The 17,748-nt window shown below is 64.4% G+C and carries 16 protein-coding genes; 8 read left to right on the top strand and 8 right to left on the bottom strand.

What is annotated here, in order from left to right; translation table 11 throughout:
• Window positions 1-18: 18 nt before the first annotated feature.
• The 3 genes from OVY48_RS21505 to OVY48_RS21495 all read left to right on the top strand — a co-directional run bounded on the left by OVY48_RS21505 (window position 19) and on the right by OVY48_RS21495 (window position 4,164).
• The gene (locus OVY48_RS21505) at window positions 19-3,093 is read left to right on the top strand and encodes an isoleucine--tRNA ligase (RefSeq protein WP_313924382.1); all 3,075 of its coding nucleotides are present in this window, start codon (window positions 19-21) and stop codon (window positions 3,091-3,093) included.
• A 142-nt stretch (window positions 3,094-3,235) separates the two neighbouring features.
• Window positions 3,236-3,751: a signal peptidase II gene (gene lspA, locus OVY48_RS21500; RefSeq protein ID WP_037475189.1), complete on the top strand. Its 516-nt coding sequence runs from the start codon at window positions 3,236-3,238 to the stop codon at window positions 3,749-3,751.
• Window positions 3,751-4,164 carry a DUF3035 domain-containing protein gene (locus OVY48_RS21495; protein ID WP_037475187.1) on the top strand — a complete coding sequence of 138 codons (414 nt, stop codon included), beginning with the start codon at window positions 3,751-3,753 and terminating at the stop codon, window positions 4,162-4,164. The genes lspA and OVY48_RS21495 overlap by 1 nt, the downstream gene beginning before the upstream one ends.
• 48 nt (window positions 4,165-4,212) lie before the next feature.
• Here OVY48_RS21495 and OVY48_RS21490 read toward each other — a convergent pair whose 3' ends face one another.
• From OVY48_RS21490 to OVY48_RS21465, 6 genes are read right to left on the bottom strand one after another with little or no spacing between them, the layout of a single operon-like run.
• Window positions 4,213-4,629, bottom strand: a complete 417-nt coding sequence (locus tag OVY48_RS21490) for a hypothetical protein (RefSeq protein ID WP_313924381.1) — start codon at window positions 4,627-4,629, stop codon at window positions 4,213-4,215.
• A gap of 5 nt (window positions 4,630-4,634) precedes the next feature.
• Complete coding sequence (gene dxs / locus OVY48_RS21485) at window positions 4,635-6,560, bottom strand: 1-deoxy-D-xylulose-5-phosphate synthase (protein WP_069064879.1); 1,926 nt, start codon at window positions 6,558-6,560, stop codon at window positions 4,635-4,637.
• A 58-nt stretch (window positions 6,561-6,618) separates the two neighbouring features.
• Window positions 6,619-7,086 carry a Fur family transcriptional regulator gene (locus OVY48_RS21480; protein ID WP_037475183.1) on the bottom strand — a complete coding sequence of 156 codons (468 nt, stop codon included), beginning with the start codon at window positions 7,084-7,086 and terminating at the stop codon, window positions 6,619-6,621.
• Window positions 7,087-7,131: 45 nt separating this feature from the next.
• Window positions 7,132-7,458, bottom strand: a complete 327-nt coding sequence (locus tag OVY48_RS21475) for a DUF423 domain-containing protein (protein ID WP_313924380.1) — start codon at window positions 7,456-7,458, stop codon at window positions 7,132-7,134.
• Entirely contained in the window at window positions 7,455-9,269 is a 1,815-nt protein-coding gene (locus tag OVY48_RS21470) for a cation:proton antiporter (protein ID WP_313924379.1), read from the bottom strand. The genes OVY48_RS21475 and OVY48_RS21470 overlap by 4 nt, the downstream gene beginning before the upstream one ends.
• A complete protein-coding gene (locus tag OVY48_RS21465) occupies window positions 9,269-9,691 on the bottom strand; it encodes an iron-sulfur cluster assembly scaffold protein (protein ID WP_313924378.1) in 423 nt (140 codons plus the stop codon). The genes OVY48_RS21470 and OVY48_RS21465 overlap by 1 nt, the downstream gene beginning before the upstream one ends.
• A 441-nt stretch (window positions 9,692-10,132) precedes the next feature.
• Here OVY48_RS21465 and trxB point away from each other — a divergent pair, with 441 nt between their 5' ends.
• Entirely contained in the window at window positions 10,133-11,095 is a 963-nt protein-coding gene (gene trxB / locus OVY48_RS21460) for a thioredoxin-disulfide reductase (RefSeq protein WP_069064875.1), read from the top strand.
• 108 nt (window positions 11,096-11,203) lie between these two features.
• Here trxB and OVY48_RS21455 read toward each other — a convergent pair whose 3' ends face one another.
• Window positions 11,204-11,494, bottom strand: a complete 291-nt coding sequence (locus OVY48_RS21455; RefSeq protein ID WP_069064874.1) for a phosphopantetheine-binding protein — start codon at window positions 11,492-11,494, stop codon at window positions 11,204-11,206.
• A 27-nt stretch (window positions 11,495-11,521) separates the two neighbouring features.
• Window positions 11,522-12,526, bottom strand: a complete 1,005-nt coding sequence (locus OVY48_RS21450; RefSeq protein WP_313924377.1) for a GNAT family N-acetyltransferase — start codon at window positions 12,524-12,526, stop codon at window positions 11,522-11,524.
• A gap of 50 nt (window positions 12,527-12,576) precedes the next feature.
• On the opposite strand from OVY48_RS21450, the gene OVY48_RS21445 reads away from it, so the two are divergent.
• From OVY48_RS21445 to OVY48_RS21430, 4 genes are all read left to right on the top strand, one after another.
• The gene (locus tag OVY48_RS21445) at window positions 12,577-14,121 is read left to right on the top strand and encodes an acyl-CoA ligase (AMP-forming), exosortase A system-associated (protein WP_313924871.1); all 1,545 of its coding nucleotides are present in this window, start codon (window positions 12,577-12,579) and stop codon (window positions 14,119-14,121) included.
• Between the two features lie 74 nt (window positions 14,122-14,195).
• The gene (locus OVY48_RS21440; protein WP_313924376.1) at window positions 14,196-15,428 is read left to right on the top strand and encodes a pyridoxal-dependent decarboxylase, exosortase A system-associated; all 1,233 of its coding nucleotides are present in this window, start codon (window positions 14,196-14,198) and stop codon (window positions 15,426-15,428) included.
• Between the two features lie 133 nt (window positions 15,429-15,561).
• Complete coding sequence (locus tag OVY48_RS21435; RefSeq protein WP_069064870.1) at window positions 15,562-16,206, top strand: XrtA/PEP-CTERM system exopolysaccharide export protein; 645 nt, start codon at window positions 15,562-15,564, stop codon at window positions 16,204-16,206.
• Between the two features lies 1 nt (window position 16,207).
• Window positions 16,208-17,731, top strand: a complete 1,524-nt coding sequence (locus OVY48_RS21430) for an XrtA system polysaccharide chain length determinant (protein ID WP_313924375.1) — start codon at window positions 16,208-16,210, stop codon at window positions 17,729-17,731.
• Window positions 17,732-17,748: the final 17 nt, after the last annotated feature.

Genomic DNA, 17,748 nt, shown 5'->3' with positions numbered 1-17,748 from the left:
TTCATTGCCGGACCCATTATGACCGACGCACCCGACTATAAGTCCACCGTATTCCTGCCGCAGACCGACTTCCCGATGAAGGCGGGCCTCGCGCAAAAGGAACCGGCGATCGCCGCGCACTGGGAGGCGATGGACCTCTATGGCAAACTGCGCGAAAAGCGCGCCGGGCGCGAACGCTTCATCCTGCATGACGGCCCGCCCTACGCCAATGGCGACATCCATATGGGCCATGCGATGAACAAGGTGTTGAAGGACATCATCGTCCGCAGCCAGTCGCTGCTCGGCAAGGATGCGCCCTATGTGCCCGGCTGGGATTGCCACGGCCTGCCGATCGAATGGAAGATCGAGGAAGAATATCGCAAGAAGAAGCTGAACAAGGACGAGGTGCCAGCGCAGGAATTCCGCGCCCAATGCCGCGCCTATGCCGACCGCTGGGTGGGCGTGCAAAAGGAACAGTTCAAGCGTCTCGGCGTCATGGGCGACTGGGCCGATCCGTACCTGACGATGAAGTTCGACGCCGAAGCGACCATCGTCGGCGAGTTGCTGAAATTCGCCGAAAGCGGCCAGCTCTATCGTGGCGCCAAGCCGGTGATGTGGTCGCCCGTGGAGAAGACCGCGCTGGCCGAGGCGGAGGTCGAATATGAGGATGTGACAAGCACCCAGATCGACGTGGCGTTCGAGATTGTGGAGGCACCAAACGCGCCCGAACTGGTCGGTGCCTATGCGGTGATCTGGACCACGACGCCCTGGACGATCCCGGTGAATCAGGCGATCGCTTATGGGGAAGAGATTGAGTATGTGGTCGTAGAGACATCGACGGTTAATCGTCTCCAAACCGAACACGCTTATGACCTTGCGAAGATTAATAAGTGGTCGGGTCAGAAGTTCTTGGTTGCAAATGAACCTGATATCCTTGCTGAGTTCCTTAAGCGTATAGGCAAAGCACTTTCTCAAGAGAATGTGCCGCATGAAGTTAGCGTTCACGTTTCCAATACGGTGTGGACTGGTCTTGGGACAAAGCTCGCCGGAGCCATCGCGCGCCACCCCATGGCGGGCCGCCTCTCTTCACCCCTCCCCTTCAGGGGAGGGGCCGGGGGTGGGGGCTCTCAAGATGGCATAGCGCTTGGGGATAGCCCCCACCCCAACCCCTCCCCTGAAGGGGAGGGGCTTAAGGGAGATGGCTTCTTCGATCGCCCTCGTCCCTTCCTCCCCGCCGACCACGTCACCACCGACGCGGGCACCGGCCTTGTCCATATGTCCCCGGACCATGGCGAGGAGGATTTCATCGCCTGCAAGAAGCTCGGCATCGACCCGGTTTTCGCGGTCAATGACGCAGGCTTCTACCGCGACGATTGGGAATGGCTGCCGGGCCAGGGCAGCGTCATCAACACCAAGTTCAACGGCGTCGATGGCCCGATCTGCACCGACCTGCGCGGCGCCGGTGCCTTGCTCTCGGCCAGCGACTTCCGCCACAGCTATCCCCATAGCTGGCGGTCGAAGGCGCGGATCATCTACCGCTGCACCCCGCAATGGTTCATCCCCATGGATAAGCCATCTGGCAACACCATGCCCGACTATCCGCTCCCGCCACTGGAGCCGATCACCGGCGCGCTGGCGACGGCCTTGCCGACCAACGGCCCAACCCTGCGCGGTGTCGCGCTCGACGCCATCCAGAACACCCGCTGGGTGCCGGAACGCTCGCGCAACCGCATCAATGCGATGGTCAGCGATCGCCCCGACTGGGTGATCAGCCGCCAACGCGCCTGGGGCGTCCCGATCGCCCTCTATGTCCATCGCAAGAGCGGCCAGTATCTTGTTGATCAGGCGGTCAATGCGCGCATCATCGACGCTTTCAAGGCGGCGGGTGCCGACGCCTGGTTCGGCGCCGATCATCAGGCGCTGCTCGGCCCCGACTATGACCTGGCCGACTATGAGGTCGTAACCGACATTCTCGACGTCTGGTTCGACAGCGGCTCGACCCATAGTTTCGTCGTGGAAGCACGCTATGGTGAAGGCACTCGCGCCGACCTCTATGTCGAAGGGTCCGATCAGCATCGCGGTTGGTTCCAATCCTCGTTGCTCGAATCGAGCGGCACGCGCGGCCGTGCGCCCTATGACGCCGTGCTGACCCACGGCTTCGCACTCGATGGCACGGGCAAGAAAATGTCCAAGTCGCTCGGCAATGTGGTCGATCCGCTCAAGATCATGGCCGAAAGCGGCGCCGACATTTTGCGCGTCTGGGTCGCCAGCACCGACTATTTCGACGACGTCCGCATCGGCAAGGAAGTGCTGGCCGGGTCGTCCGACGCCTATCGCAAATTACGCAATACTTTCCGCTACATGCTGGGCGCTCTTGCCGACTATGATGATGTGACGGAGGCCGTTTCCTACGCCGAAATGCCCGAACTGGAGCGCTATATGCTCCACCGGCTGGCGGCGCTGGATGCGGAATTGAAGTCGGTCGTGGACAAGGCGGCGGACAGCGACAATTGGCTCGAATTCAGCCGCTACACCCGCGCCTTGTTCGACTTCGCCAATAGCGACTTGTCGGCCTTTTTCTTCGACATCCGCAAGGACTGCCTCTATTGCGACGCGCCCACGGACCCGAAGCGTCGCGCCTATCGCACCCTGCTCGACACGCTGTTCCACGCGCTCGTCCGCTACGCCGCGCCGATCATCCCCTTCACCGCCGAGGAAGTGTGGCAAAGCCGCTTCCCAAGTGACGAAGATAGCGTCCATTTCCTCGAATGGCCGGAGATCGACCATCACTGGCTCGACCGCGACCTCGACGACAAATGGCGCGAATTGCGCACCCAGCGCGAGCAAGTGAACGAAGCGATCGAGCCGCTGCGCCGCGAAAAGATCGTCCGCTCCAGCCTCGACGCCGACGTCACCATGGGCGAACTGCTCGCGGTCGGCGATGTCGATTTCGCCGAAGTGGCGATCGTCGCGCGCGTGACCATGGGGCAGGGGGATGGCATCACCGTCCAGCCCAGCAGCTGGCATAAATGCGGCCGCTGCTGGCGCAAACTGCCCGAAGTCACCACCGACGGCACGCTCTGCAACCGCTGCGACGCGGTGCTGGCGGGCTAGGCAATGTTCTTCCATTCCGTCATCCCGGACTTGATCCGGGATCCATGAGCGCAAGCGACACAATGACGCGCGAAGCGTTGGGCGCATGGATCCTGAAACAAGTTCAGGATGACGACAGTTTTTTAGGCTAGAGAGCGCAGGCATGCCCACCCCCATCAACCACCGCCCGCTGGGCCTGACCGTGGCGATCGTGACGCTCGCGCTCGACCAGCTCATCAAATATACCGTCACCTATCCGCTGGCGCTGAAAAGCCGCGCGGATATCGGCATCGAAATCCTGCCGATCTTCCGCCTGCGCTGGCTGGAAAATCGCGGTGTCTCGATGGGCTTCTTCCACGCCGATACCGACCTGATGCGCTGGGCGCTGGTGGGCATGACCATCCTGATCGCCGGGTTCGTCGCCGTGTGGATGTGGCGCGAAAAGGCGCGGCAGGATGTCGCTGCTCTCGGCCTCGTCCTGGGCGGGGCGATCGGCAACATTGTCGACCGGATGCGGCTCGGCTATGTCATTGATTATGCCGATCTGCACTTTGGCGAATGGCGGCCCTTCCTGATTTTCAACCTGGCCGACGCGGCCATCACCATCGGGGTGCTGATCCTGCTTGCGCGGGCGTTGCTGCTGCGCGACAAGGACGCAAAGACGGAGACTTTGAAGTAATGCGTAAATTGATCCTCGCCGCCGGTTTGCTTACTACCCTGTCCGCCTGTGGCGGCGGCGGTGGCCTGTTCAACCGCGAGCGCCCCGACGAATTCGCCGTGTCGCGCCAGGCGCCCTTGGTGATCCCGCCTGACTTCGCGCTGGTCCCGCCCGCGCCCGGTTCCCCGTCGGCCGCCTCGGTCGATTCGGGCAAGGCCGCGATGGACGCCATGTTCGGCGGCCCTGCCCAGCGCAGCGCCACTGAAACCGCGACGCTCGACGCTGCGGGCCGCGCCAATGCGGCAGCAGGCATCCGCTCCTCGGCCGGCGACCCCGCCACCGAAGTCGTGGAAAAGGGCGCTACCACCCGCGACATCATCGCCGCCCCCGAAGGCGACGGCCAGGACGCCAGGGCGGTGACGCCGCAACCGTAAGCGACAGTTCATTCGCCTTGAACGTCTCGTGGAGCGTTCAAGGCGATGTCAGACGGCTGAGTATCGCTCTTCGCAGGACATGAGGTAATGCCCCAAGGCGCATATGCTCATGTTCTGAGGGATATGTTCCGGGTCATCGGTCGTTGGCTCGGATAGCCGGTTTTGATGAAAAAAGCTCGCAACGATATCTTCGATGTCTTCCGGGTCGATGCCAGCATCTCTAATCAAGTCGTCGTCTTGGTGGGGTAGAATATCGCCATCGCCATAATAGGGCGACAGTGCGTCCCATATGAACTCGGTGACAGATTCTCTCACGCCTGCCTGTATAAGTTGATCTATCAAGGTGCTGGGATGAACACCTTGACGTTGCGTTGTCAGCCGCCTGAGGCGCCTTCTTGCCTGCACAGAGCCAAACACACCCAATAGCCCCAATATGATGATCAGGGCTAAAGCGAGTTTGGCCATGCTCTCTAAGCCCGCGCTTCCGTGCCAATCCCCGCACTATTATGCCGCAGCGCCGTCAACACCGTGTCGATGATCGCATCGGCATCCAGCCGCGCATCGGCATATTGTTTTTCGGGCTTGTCCTGATCCTGGAAAATATCCGGCAGCCGCAGCGTGCGGATCTTCAGCCCCGCATCGGTCAGTCCCAGATCGCTCGCCAACGTCAGCACATGCGCGCCCAAACCGCCGATCGCGCCTTCCTCGATCGTCACGGCAACCTCATGGGTCGCCAGCAACCGGCGGATCATCGCTTCATCGAGCGGCTTGGCAAAGCGCAGGTCGGCAACGGTGGTGGACAGCCCCTTGGCCTCCAGCACCTCTGCCGCCTTGAGCGCTTCCTCCAGCCGCGTGCCGAGCGAGAGGATCGCGACCTGCCGCCCTTCGCGCATGATCCGGCCCTTGCCGATTTCCAGCCGTTCGGGCGTCTGCGGCATCGCCACCCCGGTCCCGTTACCGCGCGGATAGCGCAGCGCGATCGGGCCGCTGTCATGCATCGCGGCGGTATGCGTCATATGCACCAGTTCGGCTTCGTCCGCCGCCGCCATCACCACCATATTGGGCAGAGTGGCGAGGTAGGTGACGTCGAAACTGCCCGCATGGGTCGATCCATCCGCGCCGACCAGCCCGGCCCGGTCGATCGCAAAGCGCACCGGCAGGTTCTGGATCGCGACATCATGCACCACCTGGTCATAGGCGCGTTGCAGGAAGGTCGAGTAAATGGCGCAGAAGGGCCGCATCCCCTCCGCCGCCAGCCCTGCGGCAAAAGTCACCGCATGCTGCTCGGCAATACCGACGTCGAAAATGCGATCGGGGAAGGCGAGGGCGAATTTATCGAGGCCCGTGCCAGACGGCATCGCCGCGGTAATCGCGCACAGTTTCGGGTCGCGCTGCGCCTCGGCGATCAACGCCTGGGCAAAGACATTGGTGTAGCTTGGCGGGCCGGGCGGAGCTTTCGCCTGCGTGCCCGTCACTACATCGAATTTCTGCACGCCATGATATTTGTCGTCGGCGGCTTCGGCCGGGGCATAGCCCTTGCCCTTCTTCGTCACGACATGGACCAGGCACGGCCCCTCGGCCGCGTCGCGCACATTTTCCAGCACCGGGATCAACTGGTCGAGATTATGGCCATCGACCGGGCCGACATAATAAAAGCCCAGTTCCTCGAACAAGGTGCCGCCCATCGCCATGCCGCGCGCAAACTCGTCGGTCTTGCGCGCCGCATTGTGCAGCGGCCGGGGCAGCTTGCGCGCCAGTTTCTTGGCGAGATCGCGCAGCCCCAGAAACTCCCGGCTCGACACCAGCCGCGCGAGATAGCCCGAAAGGCCACCCACCGGCGGCGCGATCGACATGTCATTGTCGTTCAGGATGACGACCAGCCGATTGCCCGCCGCCTGCGCATTGTTCATCGCCTCATAAGCCATGCCCGCCGACATCGCGCCGTCGCCGATGACGGCGATGCCCTTGCCGGGCCGGTCCTGCATCTGGTTGGCTATGGCAAAGCCCAGCGCCGCGCTGATCGAGGTCGAGCTATGCGCCGCGCCGAACGGATCATAGTCGGATTCGGCCCGCTTGGTGAAGCCCGACAGCCCGCCGCCCTGGCGCAAGGTGCGGATGCGGTCGCGCCGCCCGGTCAATATCTTGTGCGGATAGCATTGGTGGCCGACATCCCACACCAGCTTGTCGCGCGGCGTATCGAACACATAATGGATCGCGGTGGTCAGCTCCACCACGCCCAGGCCCGACCCCAGATGGCCGCCCGTCACGCCCACGGCGGAAATCACTTCCTGCCGCAATTCATCGGCCAACTGCCGCAATTGTTCGGGCTTCAGGGTGCGCAGATCGGATGGCCAGATAACCTGGTCGAGCAACGGCGTTTGCGGGCGATCATTCATGAAAGGGATAGACTCATATAGGCGCTGGAGCGGGTGGGCGAACGGCGCGATGCCGCGGTCACGCCGCGCATTTCGCGCAGGTGCCCAATATCTCGATGACCGGTCGTTCGGGCTTGAAGCCTTCCTGCTCGGCGACGGCACGGACCTGGTTGGTCACCTTGTCGTCATCCAGATGCGTCGCCTGCTTGCAATTGCGGCACACCAGGAAGATGCAGTCGTGATGACAGCCGGGATGCGCGTTGGCGATATAGGCATTGGCGCTTTCCACCCGCATGGCGATATTGTTCGTCACGAACAGGTCGAGGATGCGATAGACGCTGTTGGGTGCCACCCGCTTGCCCCGCGCCTTCGACACCGTATCGGCAATGTCATAGGCGGATGCAGGCTTTTCCTCGGCCGACAGCGCATCGAAAATGGCGGCGCGCATCGGCGTCCACTGTTCGCTCTGGGCTTCCAGCGTGCGGCGCGCGGCGTCGGCCAATTTGGTGCCGGTCGGCTCAATATGATGATGTTTATGGTCGGCCATCGCACCAATCTAGGCCGGGGCGGGGCCGGGGGCAAGGGCAGGCTGTCAGCGCTGCCCGAACTGCCATGCCGCCCATAGCCAGCCGCCGATCATCAGCACCCCGCCGATCGGCGTGATTGCCCCCAGCCAGCGTGGCGCACCCAGCGCCATGGCATAGAGGGACAGCGCGAAGATCGCCGCGCCGATCAGCAGCAGCACCGCCGCGCCGCGCGCGACGCCCATGATCGCGATCGCCGCGACCGCATGGATCAATTGATAGGTGCCGCCGGTGCGCAGCCAATCAACCGCCTTGGGATCGCTCACACCATGCGCGCCGAACGCGCCCGCGCCAATGGCGAGCGCCGCGGACAAAGCAGCCAGCACAGCAATCATGTCTTTTCTCCATCGCCGCGCGTCAGCAGCCGCATCCCCTTGCCGGGGCGGTAGATCAGATCCTTGGCCGCGATCAGGTCGCCATGCTCGATCTGCAACGCCAGCCTCTGTTCGTCATTGGCGCGATATTGGCGCTCGACCTCCTCGACTTCCTCGTCGGGCACGCCCAGCGCCTGCATCGCCTGCACCCCCATGCAGATCGCCGATTCATAGACTTCGCGCACCACACCGGCGAGGTCCATATTCTGCAGCGCCAGCAATTGCCTGCGGTCGAATGCGCGCACCATCAGCGCAGCCTGCGGAAAGGCCTCGGCGATCGGCTGGAGCGCGCGGCTGTCGAGCGAGGGATCATCGATGCAAAAGGCGATCAGCCGGGCATCGTCGGCGCCTGCGCGATGGAGCAGGTCGATCCGCGTGCCATCGCCATAATAGACTTTCGTGTCGAACCGCTGCGACACTTCGATCTGCGCGGGCTTCTTGTCGATCGATACGACGGCAAAGCCATGGCCGATCAACATCTGCGCCACCGTCTGGCCAAAACGGCCATAGCCAACGATGATCGCGGTGCCGCGCGGCGCCTCGTCCGGGCCGGGCAAGTCAGCGCCATCGCGCGACGCGGCGAACTCGAACCGGCGGGCGAACAGCATCAGGAACGGCGTCGTCGCCATGGAGAAGGTGACGATCGCGCTGAACAGGCTCGACGCTTCGGGCGCGATCAGCATCGCACTTTGCGCCTGCGCAAACAGCACGAACCCAAATTCGCCGCCCTGCGACAAGAGCAGCCCCGCGCCCAGCGCCGGTCGCCAATCCATGCCGAACAATCGCGCCAGGCCAGCGATGATCGCCGCCTTGGTCGCCACCAGAATTAGCGCCATGCCGATGACGAACACCGGATTGGCCGCAACGGTCTTGAGGTCCAGCACCATGCCGACCGCCAGGAAGAAGAGGCCAAGCAGGATCGAGCGGAACGGTTCGACATCGGCTTCGATCTCATGCCGATAGGGCGAATCGGCCAGCATCACGCCCGCCACGAACGCCCCCAGCGCGGTCGACAGATGCAGGCTGTGCATCAGCGCCGCCGCGGCCAGCACGGTAAACAGCCCGACCACCACGAACAATTCGCGCTCGCCGAGCCGCCCGACCAGCCCCAGCAATGGCCGCAGGATGAATCGCCCTGCCAGTACGAGGCCCGCGATCGCCGCGACCGTATAACCCGCCAGCACCCATCCGGGCGGCCCGGCGGCATCGGTCGGGTTGCGCGACAGCGCGGCGATGATGGTGATCAGCGGTACGATCGACAGATCTTGAAACAGCAGGATCGAAAAGGCCTTTTCGCCGAAGGGCGAGTTGATCCGCCCGCTGGATTTCAACCCCGGCAACACCTGCGCGGTGGACGATAGCGCCAGCGGCAGACCGAGCGCGATCGCCGCGCCCCAGGTGAAGCCGGTGGAATAGAAGATGATCGCCGTCAGCACACAACCGCACAACACCACCTGCGCCAGCCCCAGCGCAAAGATATCGCGCTTCAACCGCCACAGCCGCGCCGGATGCAGTTCGAGGCCGACGAGGAAGAGCAGCAGCACGATGCCGATTTCGGCAATCGCCAGCTTGGATTCGCCGCCGCCGACCAGCCCCAGCCCTTGCGGCCCGACCAGCGCACCCGCGACCAGATAGCCCAGCACCGCCCCCAGCCCGAACCGGCGGAACAGCAGGACGAACAGCACGGCGGCTCCCAGCAGGATGACGCCTTCCGACAACAGCATATCGGTGGCGCTGACCGGAACGGGCAGGGGGGCAGGCACGCTCTGCATCAGGCATCCGCCATCCGTGCCGCTTCGGCAATCGCTTCAAAGCCCAGCCGAATGGACGCATGACGCGCCGGATAGCCGCGCGCCGGGGCCAGCACCGCCAGGCCCGGCCAGAAATCCAGATCCTCGCTCGCGCCCGACAGATAAGCGGTCAGCTTGTCGCGCGCCTCGGCGAGTTCATCGGCGCTCATCCCGATCGCCTGCGCCGCCATCAGCGACGCCGACGCCTGCCCCAGCGCGCAGGCCTTCACGTCCAGCCCCATGTCAGCGAGCCGCCCATCGGCCATCGCCACATCGACCACGATCCGCGATCCACAGGTCGGCGACCGCTTCTCCACACTCGCCTGCGGTTCGGGCAGGCGGGCATGATGCGGGATGCTGGCGGCGAGCCGCAATATGTCTTTGTTATACAGGGGAGCGCTCATCCCATCCCATGTAGGACAGGAACGTCGCGGGGTGAAGGCGGGGAATAAGGATGCGGGAAATAAGCTGGCAACACGCAATCCTGATGGCCCCTTCCAATGTAGGAAAATCCCTGATCTAACCCGCCGGTGCATCAGCCGCCTGCCACCATCCGTCCCCAGCCAATCCCCGTCGCGCCACCGTCGCGTCACCGTTACCCAACTGTCGCGTCACAGTCGCGAGCCTGGCGCGTCGCCGTCGCGTCCCGGTGGCTTCCCCGTCGCAATGCCCGCGAATCGCCCCCGAAAATCACGCCTGCGACACTGTGAACTTCGCCCTGTCGCGCCGCAGTAACCCCACTCACATCCCTTCTTGACGCCCCCCAAGCAAATCCATCGCTTGCCTGCGCGCCGTCACCGCCTATCTCTCCCCTCACCACGAATCGCAGCCGGAAAGCCCCGTTCATGACCGCCACCCACTCGACCCGCATGCTCATCCTTGGTTCCGGCCCCGCTGGCCTGTCCGCCGCCATCTATGGCGCGCGCGCTGGTCTTGCGCCGATCGTGGTGCAGGGGATGCAGCCGGGCGGTCAGCTGACCATCACCACCGATGTCGAAAATTATCCCGGCTTCAAGGATGTGATCCAGGGGCCATGGCTGATGGAACAGATGCAGGCGCAGGCCGAACATGTCGGCGCGAAGATGATGTATGACCAGATCGTCGATGTCGACCTGTCGCAGCGTCCCTTCCGCCTGACCGGCGATGGCGGCATCGTCTATGTCGCCGACACGCTCGTCATCTGCACCGGCGCGCAGGCGAAATGGCTGGGCGTCGAGGGCGAAGAGCATCTCCAGGGCAAGGGCGTGTCCGCCTGCGCCACCTGCGACGGCTTCTTCTATCGCGGCAAGAAGGTGGTGGTGATCGGCGGCGGCAACACCGCGGTCGAAGAAGCGCTCTACCTCACCAACCACAGCCATGACGTCACCCTGATCCACCGCCGCGACACGCTGCGCGCCGAAAAAATCCTGCAGGAACGGCTGTTCGCCCATCCGAGCATCAAGATACTGTGGAACAAGGCGGTCGACAAATTCGTCGGCGGCGGCACGCCCGAAGGGCTGGTCGGCGTCGATCTCATCGACACGGTCACCGGCGAGCGGTCGCACGAACCGACCGACGGCGGCTTCGTCGCCATCGGCCATCACCCCGCGACCGAATTGTTCACCGGCAAGCTGCCGATGGACGAAGGCTATCTGCTGGTCGACAAGGGCACCACCCACACCGCCATCCCCGGCGTCTTCGCCGCGGGCGACGTCACCGACAAAATCTACCGCCAGGCCGTAACCGCCGCCGGCATGGGCTGCATGGCCGCGCTCGATGTCGAGAAGTTTCTCGCCGAAGCGGACTTCGAAGCGATGGTGGAGGCGTAATTTACCGCCGTTCGCCCTGAGCGAAGTCGAAGGGTTCTACCGAGCGAAGCGAGGTGCCTTCGCCTCCGCTCAGGCAAGGGCTTCGACTTCGCTCAGCCCGAACGGACCTTATTGGGAGACCTTACCCCGCGCAAAGGCCACCAGCGACCCGAACGTCTCGAACGTGTCACCGTCGATATCGTCATCCTCGATCAGGATATCGAAGCGATCCTCCATCTCGGTCAGCAGCCCCGCAACCGCCATGGAATCCAGTTCAGGCAGCGCGCCGAACAGGGGCGTGTCCGCCTCGAACGCATCGACCCGCTCCTGGGACAGGCCCAGAACGTCGCGAAGCAACGTCCGCGTCAGGGTGTCGATGGTATCGGCCTGACCGACCGGCGAAGGATGATTGGCCCGCATAAGGGCGCTTTCCTAGTCATTCATGCCCTATCCGACAAGCGCGGAAATGGCCGTCCGCGCCGCCGGGAGCCAGCTCGACGCAAAGCGCGGATTGAAGGCGTCGATCCGGTGCAGCGCGATCCGCTCCTCCATCCAGTCGGCCTTATAGCCATTGTCGCCAGTGCCATAGTCGATCAGATCGACCCGATCCTGGTCGATGGCCTGCGCAAACATGGCATGGCTCAGCAACGTCCCAGGCGACCCGGCATCGTGGGCGCGATCATGGGAGAGTTTGTGAATAAGCGCGATGCCATGCTCGACCGTCCAATATTGCGTCGCAACCGCCCGCCCGTCGAGCCGCGCAAAGCCCAGCCGCAACGTCCCCGCATCGCTCTCCTGTTCCGCAAGCGCGCGCAGGAAGGTCAGCCCCGGCTCCGCCGCCTTCCAGCTACGATCATGCACATCGACATAGTCCCGCCACAGATCGTCGGTCAGCCGGTCGCTGATCGACAGTACATAAGGACTGTTGCGCGCCTTGCGCCGCACCAGCGTCCGCAACCGGCCCGGCCGCGCCGCCCAATAGGTCGCAAAATCGCGCCCCGCCGGACGCAGCAGATAGCGGCCCCCCATCGGCCGCGACAGCGCAAACCAGCCCGCCCGCCGCAAACTGGCGCGCAACGCGCCGCCATCTTCCAGCGGATAGAGGTCCATCTGGCTATTGCCCGCCAGCAAATGCCGCGCCAGTGCATCGAGCAACCGACGCTGTTGCGCTTCGTCGGGATCGCCCACAAATATCGGCGCCCAGGCAAAACTATACCAGTTGGCCAGCGCCGACACCCGCCGCGCCTCCGGCTGCATCAGGACTATCCACGCCTGCGCGCCCATATCCTCCGCCACCAGCACGCGCACCGGCGCGGCGGCAAAGCAATGCTGGTGCAGCAGCGCATACCAGTCGAACCGGTCGAACAGGGAAGGCATGGCGATGCGATCGGCACGGCCCTGCAGCGCGTGCCCGACTTCGGCCAGGCTGTGATATTCCCTTGTCGTCGGCAACCGACTATCTCCGCAACCAGAAGAGGAACGCTTAGGTGCAAAGTCTGGAAATGGAGTTAAGCCCGACAGGTCCGTCTGCGGACAGCCTGCCGATCGATCATGTCCTCCTGCGTGGCGACCCCCTCCGCCCGGCGCTGGACGGGCGATCGGGCACTTATACTTTCGCCGAACTGGAAGAAACGCTCGGGCGGCTGGCGGGCTGGCTTGCCGGGTTCGGGCTGGAACCGGGCGCGCGCGTCGCCAGCTGGATCGCCAAGGGGCCGGTCGCAGCCTTGATGCCGCTCGCCGCGCCACGCGCGGGCCTCGTCCATGTGCCGATCAATCCTTTGCTCAAACATGCCCAAGTCGCCCATATCCTGTCCGACAGCGGGGCGGCTATGCTGATCGGCACGGCAGCGCGACTCGACAGCCTGCAGCCTGGCGACGTGCCGCCCGATTGCCCGTTGCATCGCGAAGATGACGCCGCCTGCGCCATGAGCGGCGGCGACCCGATCGGTCCGTCCGACGCTGCGCCCGATACGCTGGCTGCCATTCTCTACACCAGCGGATCGACCGGACGCCCCAAGGGCGTGATGCTCAGCCACGCCAATCTCTGGCTGGGCGCGGTGGCGGTGGCCGACTATCTGGGCATGGGCGCGGACGATCGCACCGCCTGCGTCCTGCCGTTCAGCTTCGACTATGGCCAGAACCAGCTCTTCTCCACCTGGATTGCGGGCGGCTGCGTCTATCCGCTCGACTATCTCACCCCGCGCGACTTGATGAAGCTGGTCGACCGGCGCGACATCACCACGCTCGCCGGGGTGCCGCCGCTCTGGGTGCAACTGACCGAACTGGACTGGCCACCGGAGGTCGCCGCCAAGCTCAAGCGCCTGACCAACAGCGGCGGCGCGCTGACCCGGCCTCTTGTGGCAAAACTGCGCGCCCTGTTCCCCCGCGCCGACCTCTACCCCATGTATGGCCTGACCGAAGCCTTCCGCTCCACCTATCTGCCGCCCGCCCTGGTGGCCAGCCACCCTGATTCGATGGGCTGCGCGATCCCCTTTGCCGAAATCCTCGTGCTGCGCCCCGATGGCAGCGTCACGGACGATGACGAGCCGGGCGAGCTTGTCCATTGCGGCCCCTTGGTGGCGCAGGGCTATTGGCGCGACGCCGCCCGCACCGCCGAACGCTTCAAGCCTGCGCCGACGGCCTCCCTCTATGGCGGCATGGCGGTCTGGTCGGGCGACACTGTGCGGCGCGATGCGCAGGGGCTGCTCTATTTCGTCGGTCGCGACGATGCGATGATCAAGTCGGCGGGCAACCGCATCAGTCCGACCGAGATAGAGGAAGCCGCCGTCGCCGTCGCCGGTGTCGCCGAAGCCGTGGCGCTGGGGGTGAAGGATGACCGGCTTGGCCAGGTAGTCCGGCTGCTGCTGCGCGCCGACGATCCGGCGGTCGCGCAAACGGTCGCGGCGCATCTGAAAAGCGAACTACCCAATTATATGCAGCCAAGGGACATCCTTGTGTTGAACGAATTTCCCAGCAATCCCAACGGCAAGACCGATCGAGTCGCCCTCACGCACCAACATGGTGCTCCTGCGAAAGCAGGAGCCTAGGGTGAGGCGGGTGACCTATCGCCCTGGACTCCCGCTTTCGCAGGAGCACATATGAAGCTGAGAGGGTTTTACAGATGAAGCCGATGGGACCGATCCCGCCCTGGTTCGCGGGCGAGGAGGGCATGTTGCTGATCGGCGGCTATGGCGCGGCCAGCCTGGTGGATGAGGCAGGCGACACGCCGCTCTTCGCCTATGACATGGCCATCGTCGAAGCGCAGGTCCGGCGCTTCCGTGCCGCCATGCCGCCCGCCCTGCACCTCCATTATGCGATCAAGGCCAACCCCTACGCCCCGCTGCTCGCGGGCATGGTGGCGCAAGTCGATGGCTTCGACATCGCGTCGGGCGGCGAACTGGACATGGCGCTCGCGGCCGGGATGGACCCGTCACGGATCAGCTTTGCCGGGCCGGGCAAGCGGAATGACGAATTGGAAGCGGCGATTTTTGCAGGCGTCACGCTGAACCTCGAATCCGAAGGGGAGGGGCGTCGCGCACTCGCCATCGGCCAGCGCATCGGCAAGACCCCGCACGTCGCTGTGCGGGTCAACCCGGACTTCCATCTCAAAGGCTCCGGCATGCGGATGGGCGGCGGGGCCAAGCCGTTCGGCGTCGATGCCGATCGCGCTGCTGCACTTGCCCGCACGATGATCGACGGCGGGGCCGACTGGCGCGGCTGGCACATTTTCGCGGGTTCGCAAAATCTCGACGCCATGGCGATCATCGAGACGCAGGCCGCCACCCTCGCGCTGGCGGCGCGGCTGTCAGAAGCAGTCGGCGTAGCGCCGCCGCTGGTCAATCTGGGCGGCGGCTTTGGCCTTGCTTACTTCCCCGGCGACGTCCCGCTCGACATCCGTCCCATTGGTGTCGCCCTAGACAGCGCGCTGGAAGCATTGCCCGACATCCTCAAACCCACCCATTTCGCGATCGAACTCGGCCGCTGGCTGGTTGGGGAGGCGGGCGTCTATCTGACCCGCGTAATCGACGTAAAGGTCAGCCAGGGCGAAACCTTCGTCGTCGTCGATGGGGGCTTGCATCATCAACTCGCCGCCAGCGGCAATTTCGGCACCGTGGTCCGCCGCAACTATCCGATCGCCATCGCCAACCGTTTCGGCGCGGACCCGGCGGCTGATCCCTTGACGGTCGTCGGCTGCCTCTGCACGCCGATCGACCGGCTCGGCGACAAGGTGGCGTTACCGCCGGTGCAGGAAGGCGACCTCATTGCCATCTTCCTTGCAGGAGCCTATGGCGCGTCGGCCAGCCCGACCGCTTTTCTTGGCCATCCAAGTCCTCGTGAAGTTTTACTTGGCTGAATTACTCTACACATAACTCCTAACGGTATCTTTACCCTTTGACGGCATGAAGAGGTCCGAAGCCCTGTGCTGAACGGCCTTGCCACCCCTCTTTGGCGGCCGGTCGCGCAAGGCCGCACAAAGAGGTGAGAATATGCGTTTCCTGTCCGTTTCCAGGCTCCTGATCGGTGCATCCTTGCCCGCCGTCGCCCTGTCGGGCTGCGCCACGGTGCCTGCCGGGCCGCAACTGCCCCCAGCATCCTTCGTGTCGACGCAGGAAGGGCCGGGCGAGGAATATATCATCGGCCCGCTCGATGACCTCACCATCTTCGTGTGGCGCAATCCCGAACTGGGCGCCAAGGTCCAGGTGCGGCCCGACGGACGCATCACCACGCCGCTGATCACCGACATGCCGGCCGTGGGCAAGACGCCCCGGATGCTGTCCGACGACATCAAGCTGGCACTCACCAAATATATCGAAAATCCGCTCGTCTCGGTCATCGTCAACAATTTCAGCGGCACCTTCAGTCAACAGGTGCGGATCGTCGGCGCGACCGACAAGCCCGCCTCCATCCCCTATCGGGCCAACATGACCTTGCTCGACGCGATGATCTCGGTTGGCGGCCTGTCCGAATTTGCCGCGGGCAACCGCGCGCGCCTCGTCCGCTTCGACAAGGATAGCGGCAAGCAAAAGGAATATCAGGTCCGCCTGAACGACCTTCTCAAGAAGGGCGACACGCGCGCCAATGTCATGCTCGCCCCCGGCGACGTCATCATCATCCCTGAAAGCATGTTCTGATATGGCCGGTCTGTACGACGAATTGCTGGTCCTGCTCCATGGCATATGGAGCCGCCGCTGGATCGCGCTGGGCGTCGCCTGGGGCGTGGCCATGCTTGGCTGGCTCGGCGTGGCGCTGATACCCAACAGCTATGAGTCCAAGGCGCGGGTCTATGTCAGCACCCAGTCGCTGCTGGAGGACAAGGTCGGCATCACCCAGGTCCAGTCGCAGCAAGAACTGGAGCGCGTGCGCAGCACGCTGGCGAGCGCCGAAAATCTCGAAAAGGTCGTGCGCGAAACCGATCTGTCGCAGGGCGTCTCCGGCCCGCGCGATGTCGCCGCCAAGATCACGACCCTGCGGGAAAATATCACCGTGATGGCGCAGGCCGACCCCAGCATGATCGACATCAGCGCCGTATCGGCTGATTCGAGCCTGTCGGACGGTGCGAATGCCCGCATCGCGCAGCAGGTGGCGCAAAAGCTGATCGACATCTTCCAGGAAGCAAATCTCTCCGGCGATCGGACGCAGACCCGGCAGAGCCTCGCCTTCCTCGACCAGCAGGTCGCCGCGCGCGGCAAGCAGATGGAGGCTGCGGACCAGCGCCGCGTCGAATTTGCCCAGCGCTATGTCGGACTGCTGCCCGGCGCAGGCTCCATCAGCCAGCGCATGGACGCCGCGCGGATGGAGATCAACCAGATCGATTCGCAGCTGGTGCAGGCGCAAAGCGCTTTGAGCGCGATGAACGGCCAGTTGGCAGGCACGCCGCAAAGCCTGCCAGGCGTCGGCGCGGCGGGCGGCCCCTCGGTGCTTAGCCAGGCCCAGTCGAACCTTGCCGGGATGCGCGCGCGCGGCTGGACCGCCAACCATCCCGATGTGATTGCCGCCCAGCGCGAAGTCGATGCGCTGCGCCGTCAGGGTGGCGGCGGCAGCGCGGGCGGCGGCGGTGGCACGCCCAACCCCGCCTATCTGTCGATCAAGTCGATGCAGGCCGAACGCGCCGCCACGGTGCAGGCGCTCTCCACCCGCAAGGCACAGCTCCAGGCCGATCTCAACGCCATGATGGCGAAGCAGGTCGACGAGCCGGGCATCGCATCGGAGCAGGAAAAGCTCGACCGCGACTATGAAGTGCTCAAGACCCAATATGACAAACTGCTCGCCGACCGCGAGGAAATCCGCCTGCGTGGCGAGGTGAAGTCGGAAACCGGATCGGTCCAGTTCCGCGTCATCAACCCGCCCAGCGTCCCTACCGCGCCGACTGCGCCCAACCGGCCGCTGCTGCTGCTCGGCGTGCTCATCGTCGGCATCGGTGCGGGTGTCGGCGTCGCCTTCGCCATGGGCCAGCTCAAGGGAACATTCCCCACCGCCGTCCGTCTGGAACGCGCCATCGGCCTGCCGGTCGCCGGATCGATCAGCCAGGCGGTCAGCGCGACGCAGGTCGCCGTCGAAAAGCAGCGGATGAAATGGTTTGCGGGCGCCAGCGGCGGGCTGGCGGCGGTCTGCCTGCTGTTGATCGTCGTCGAATTTGTCCAGCGTGGCATGGCTTGAGATGTGGGCGTGAAGGA

This window comes from Sphingobium sp. SA2 (assembly GCF_032227065.1).
Classification (GTDB): domain Bacteria; phylum Pseudomonadota; class Alphaproteobacteria; order Sphingomonadales; family Sphingomonadaceae; genus Sphingobium.
This window is presented reverse-complemented; position numbering and strand designations above follow the sequence as displayed.

Bases quoted from the DNA above. Each gene is read 5' to 3' on its own strand.
- OVY48_RS21480 (WP_037475183.1), bottom strand. From the start codon at position 7,086: ATGGCCGACCATAAACATCATCATATTGAGCCGACCGGCACCAAATTG.
- trxB (WP_069064875.1), top strand. From the start codon at position 10,133: ATGACCGCCACCCACTCGACCCGCATGCTCATCCTTGGTTCCGGCCCC.
- lspA (WP_037475189.1), top strand. From the start codon at position 3,236: ATGCCCACCCCCATCAACCACCGCCCGCTGGGCCTGACCGTGGCGATC.
- dxs (WP_069064879.1), bottom strand. From the start codon at position 6,560: ATGAATGATCGCCCGCAAACGCCGTTGCTCGACCAGGTTATCTGGCCA.
- OVY48_RS21455 (WP_069064874.1), bottom strand. From the start codon at position 11,494: ATGCGGGCCAATCATCCTTCGCCGGTCGGTCAGGCCGATACCATCGAC.
- OVY48_RS21505 (WP_313924382.1), top strand. From the start codon at position 19: ATGACCGACGCACCCGACTATAAGTCCACCGTATTCCTGCCGCAGACC.
- OVY48_RS21495 (WP_037475187.1), top strand. From the start codon at position 3,751: ATGCGTAAATTGATCCTCGCCGCCGGTTTGCTTACTACCCTGTCCGCC.
- OVY48_RS21475 (WP_313924380.1), bottom strand. From the start codon at position 7,458: ATGATTGCTGTGCTGGCTGCTTTGTCCGCGGCGCTCGCCATTGGCGCG.
- OVY48_RS21435 (WP_069064870.1), top strand. From the start codon at position 15,562: ATGCGTTTCCTGTCCGTTTCCAGGCTCCTGATCGGTGCATCCTTGCCC.
- OVY48_RS21445 (WP_313924871.1), top strand. From the start codon at position 12,577: ATGGAGTTAAGCCCGACAGGTCCGTCTGCGGACAGCCTGCCGATCGAT.
- OVY48_RS21490 (WP_313924381.1), bottom strand. From the start codon at position 4,629: ATGGCCAAACTCGCTTTAGCCCTGATCATCATATTGGGGCTATTGGGT.
- OVY48_RS21430 (WP_313924375.1), top strand. From the start codon at position 16,208: ATGGCCGGTCTGTACGACGAATTGCTGGTCCTGCTCCATGGCATATGG.
- OVY48_RS21470 (WP_313924379.1), bottom strand. From the start codon at position 9,269: ATGCAGAGCGTGCCTGCCCCCCTGCCCGTTCCGGTCAGCGCCACCGAT.
- OVY48_RS21440 (WP_313924376.1), top strand. From the start codon at position 14,196: ATGAAGCCGATGGGACCGATCCCGCCCTGGTTCGCGGGCGAGGAGGGC.
- OVY48_RS21465 (WP_313924378.1), bottom strand. From the start codon at position 9,691: ATGAGCGCTCCCCTGTATAACAAAGACATATTGCGGCTCGCCGCCAGC.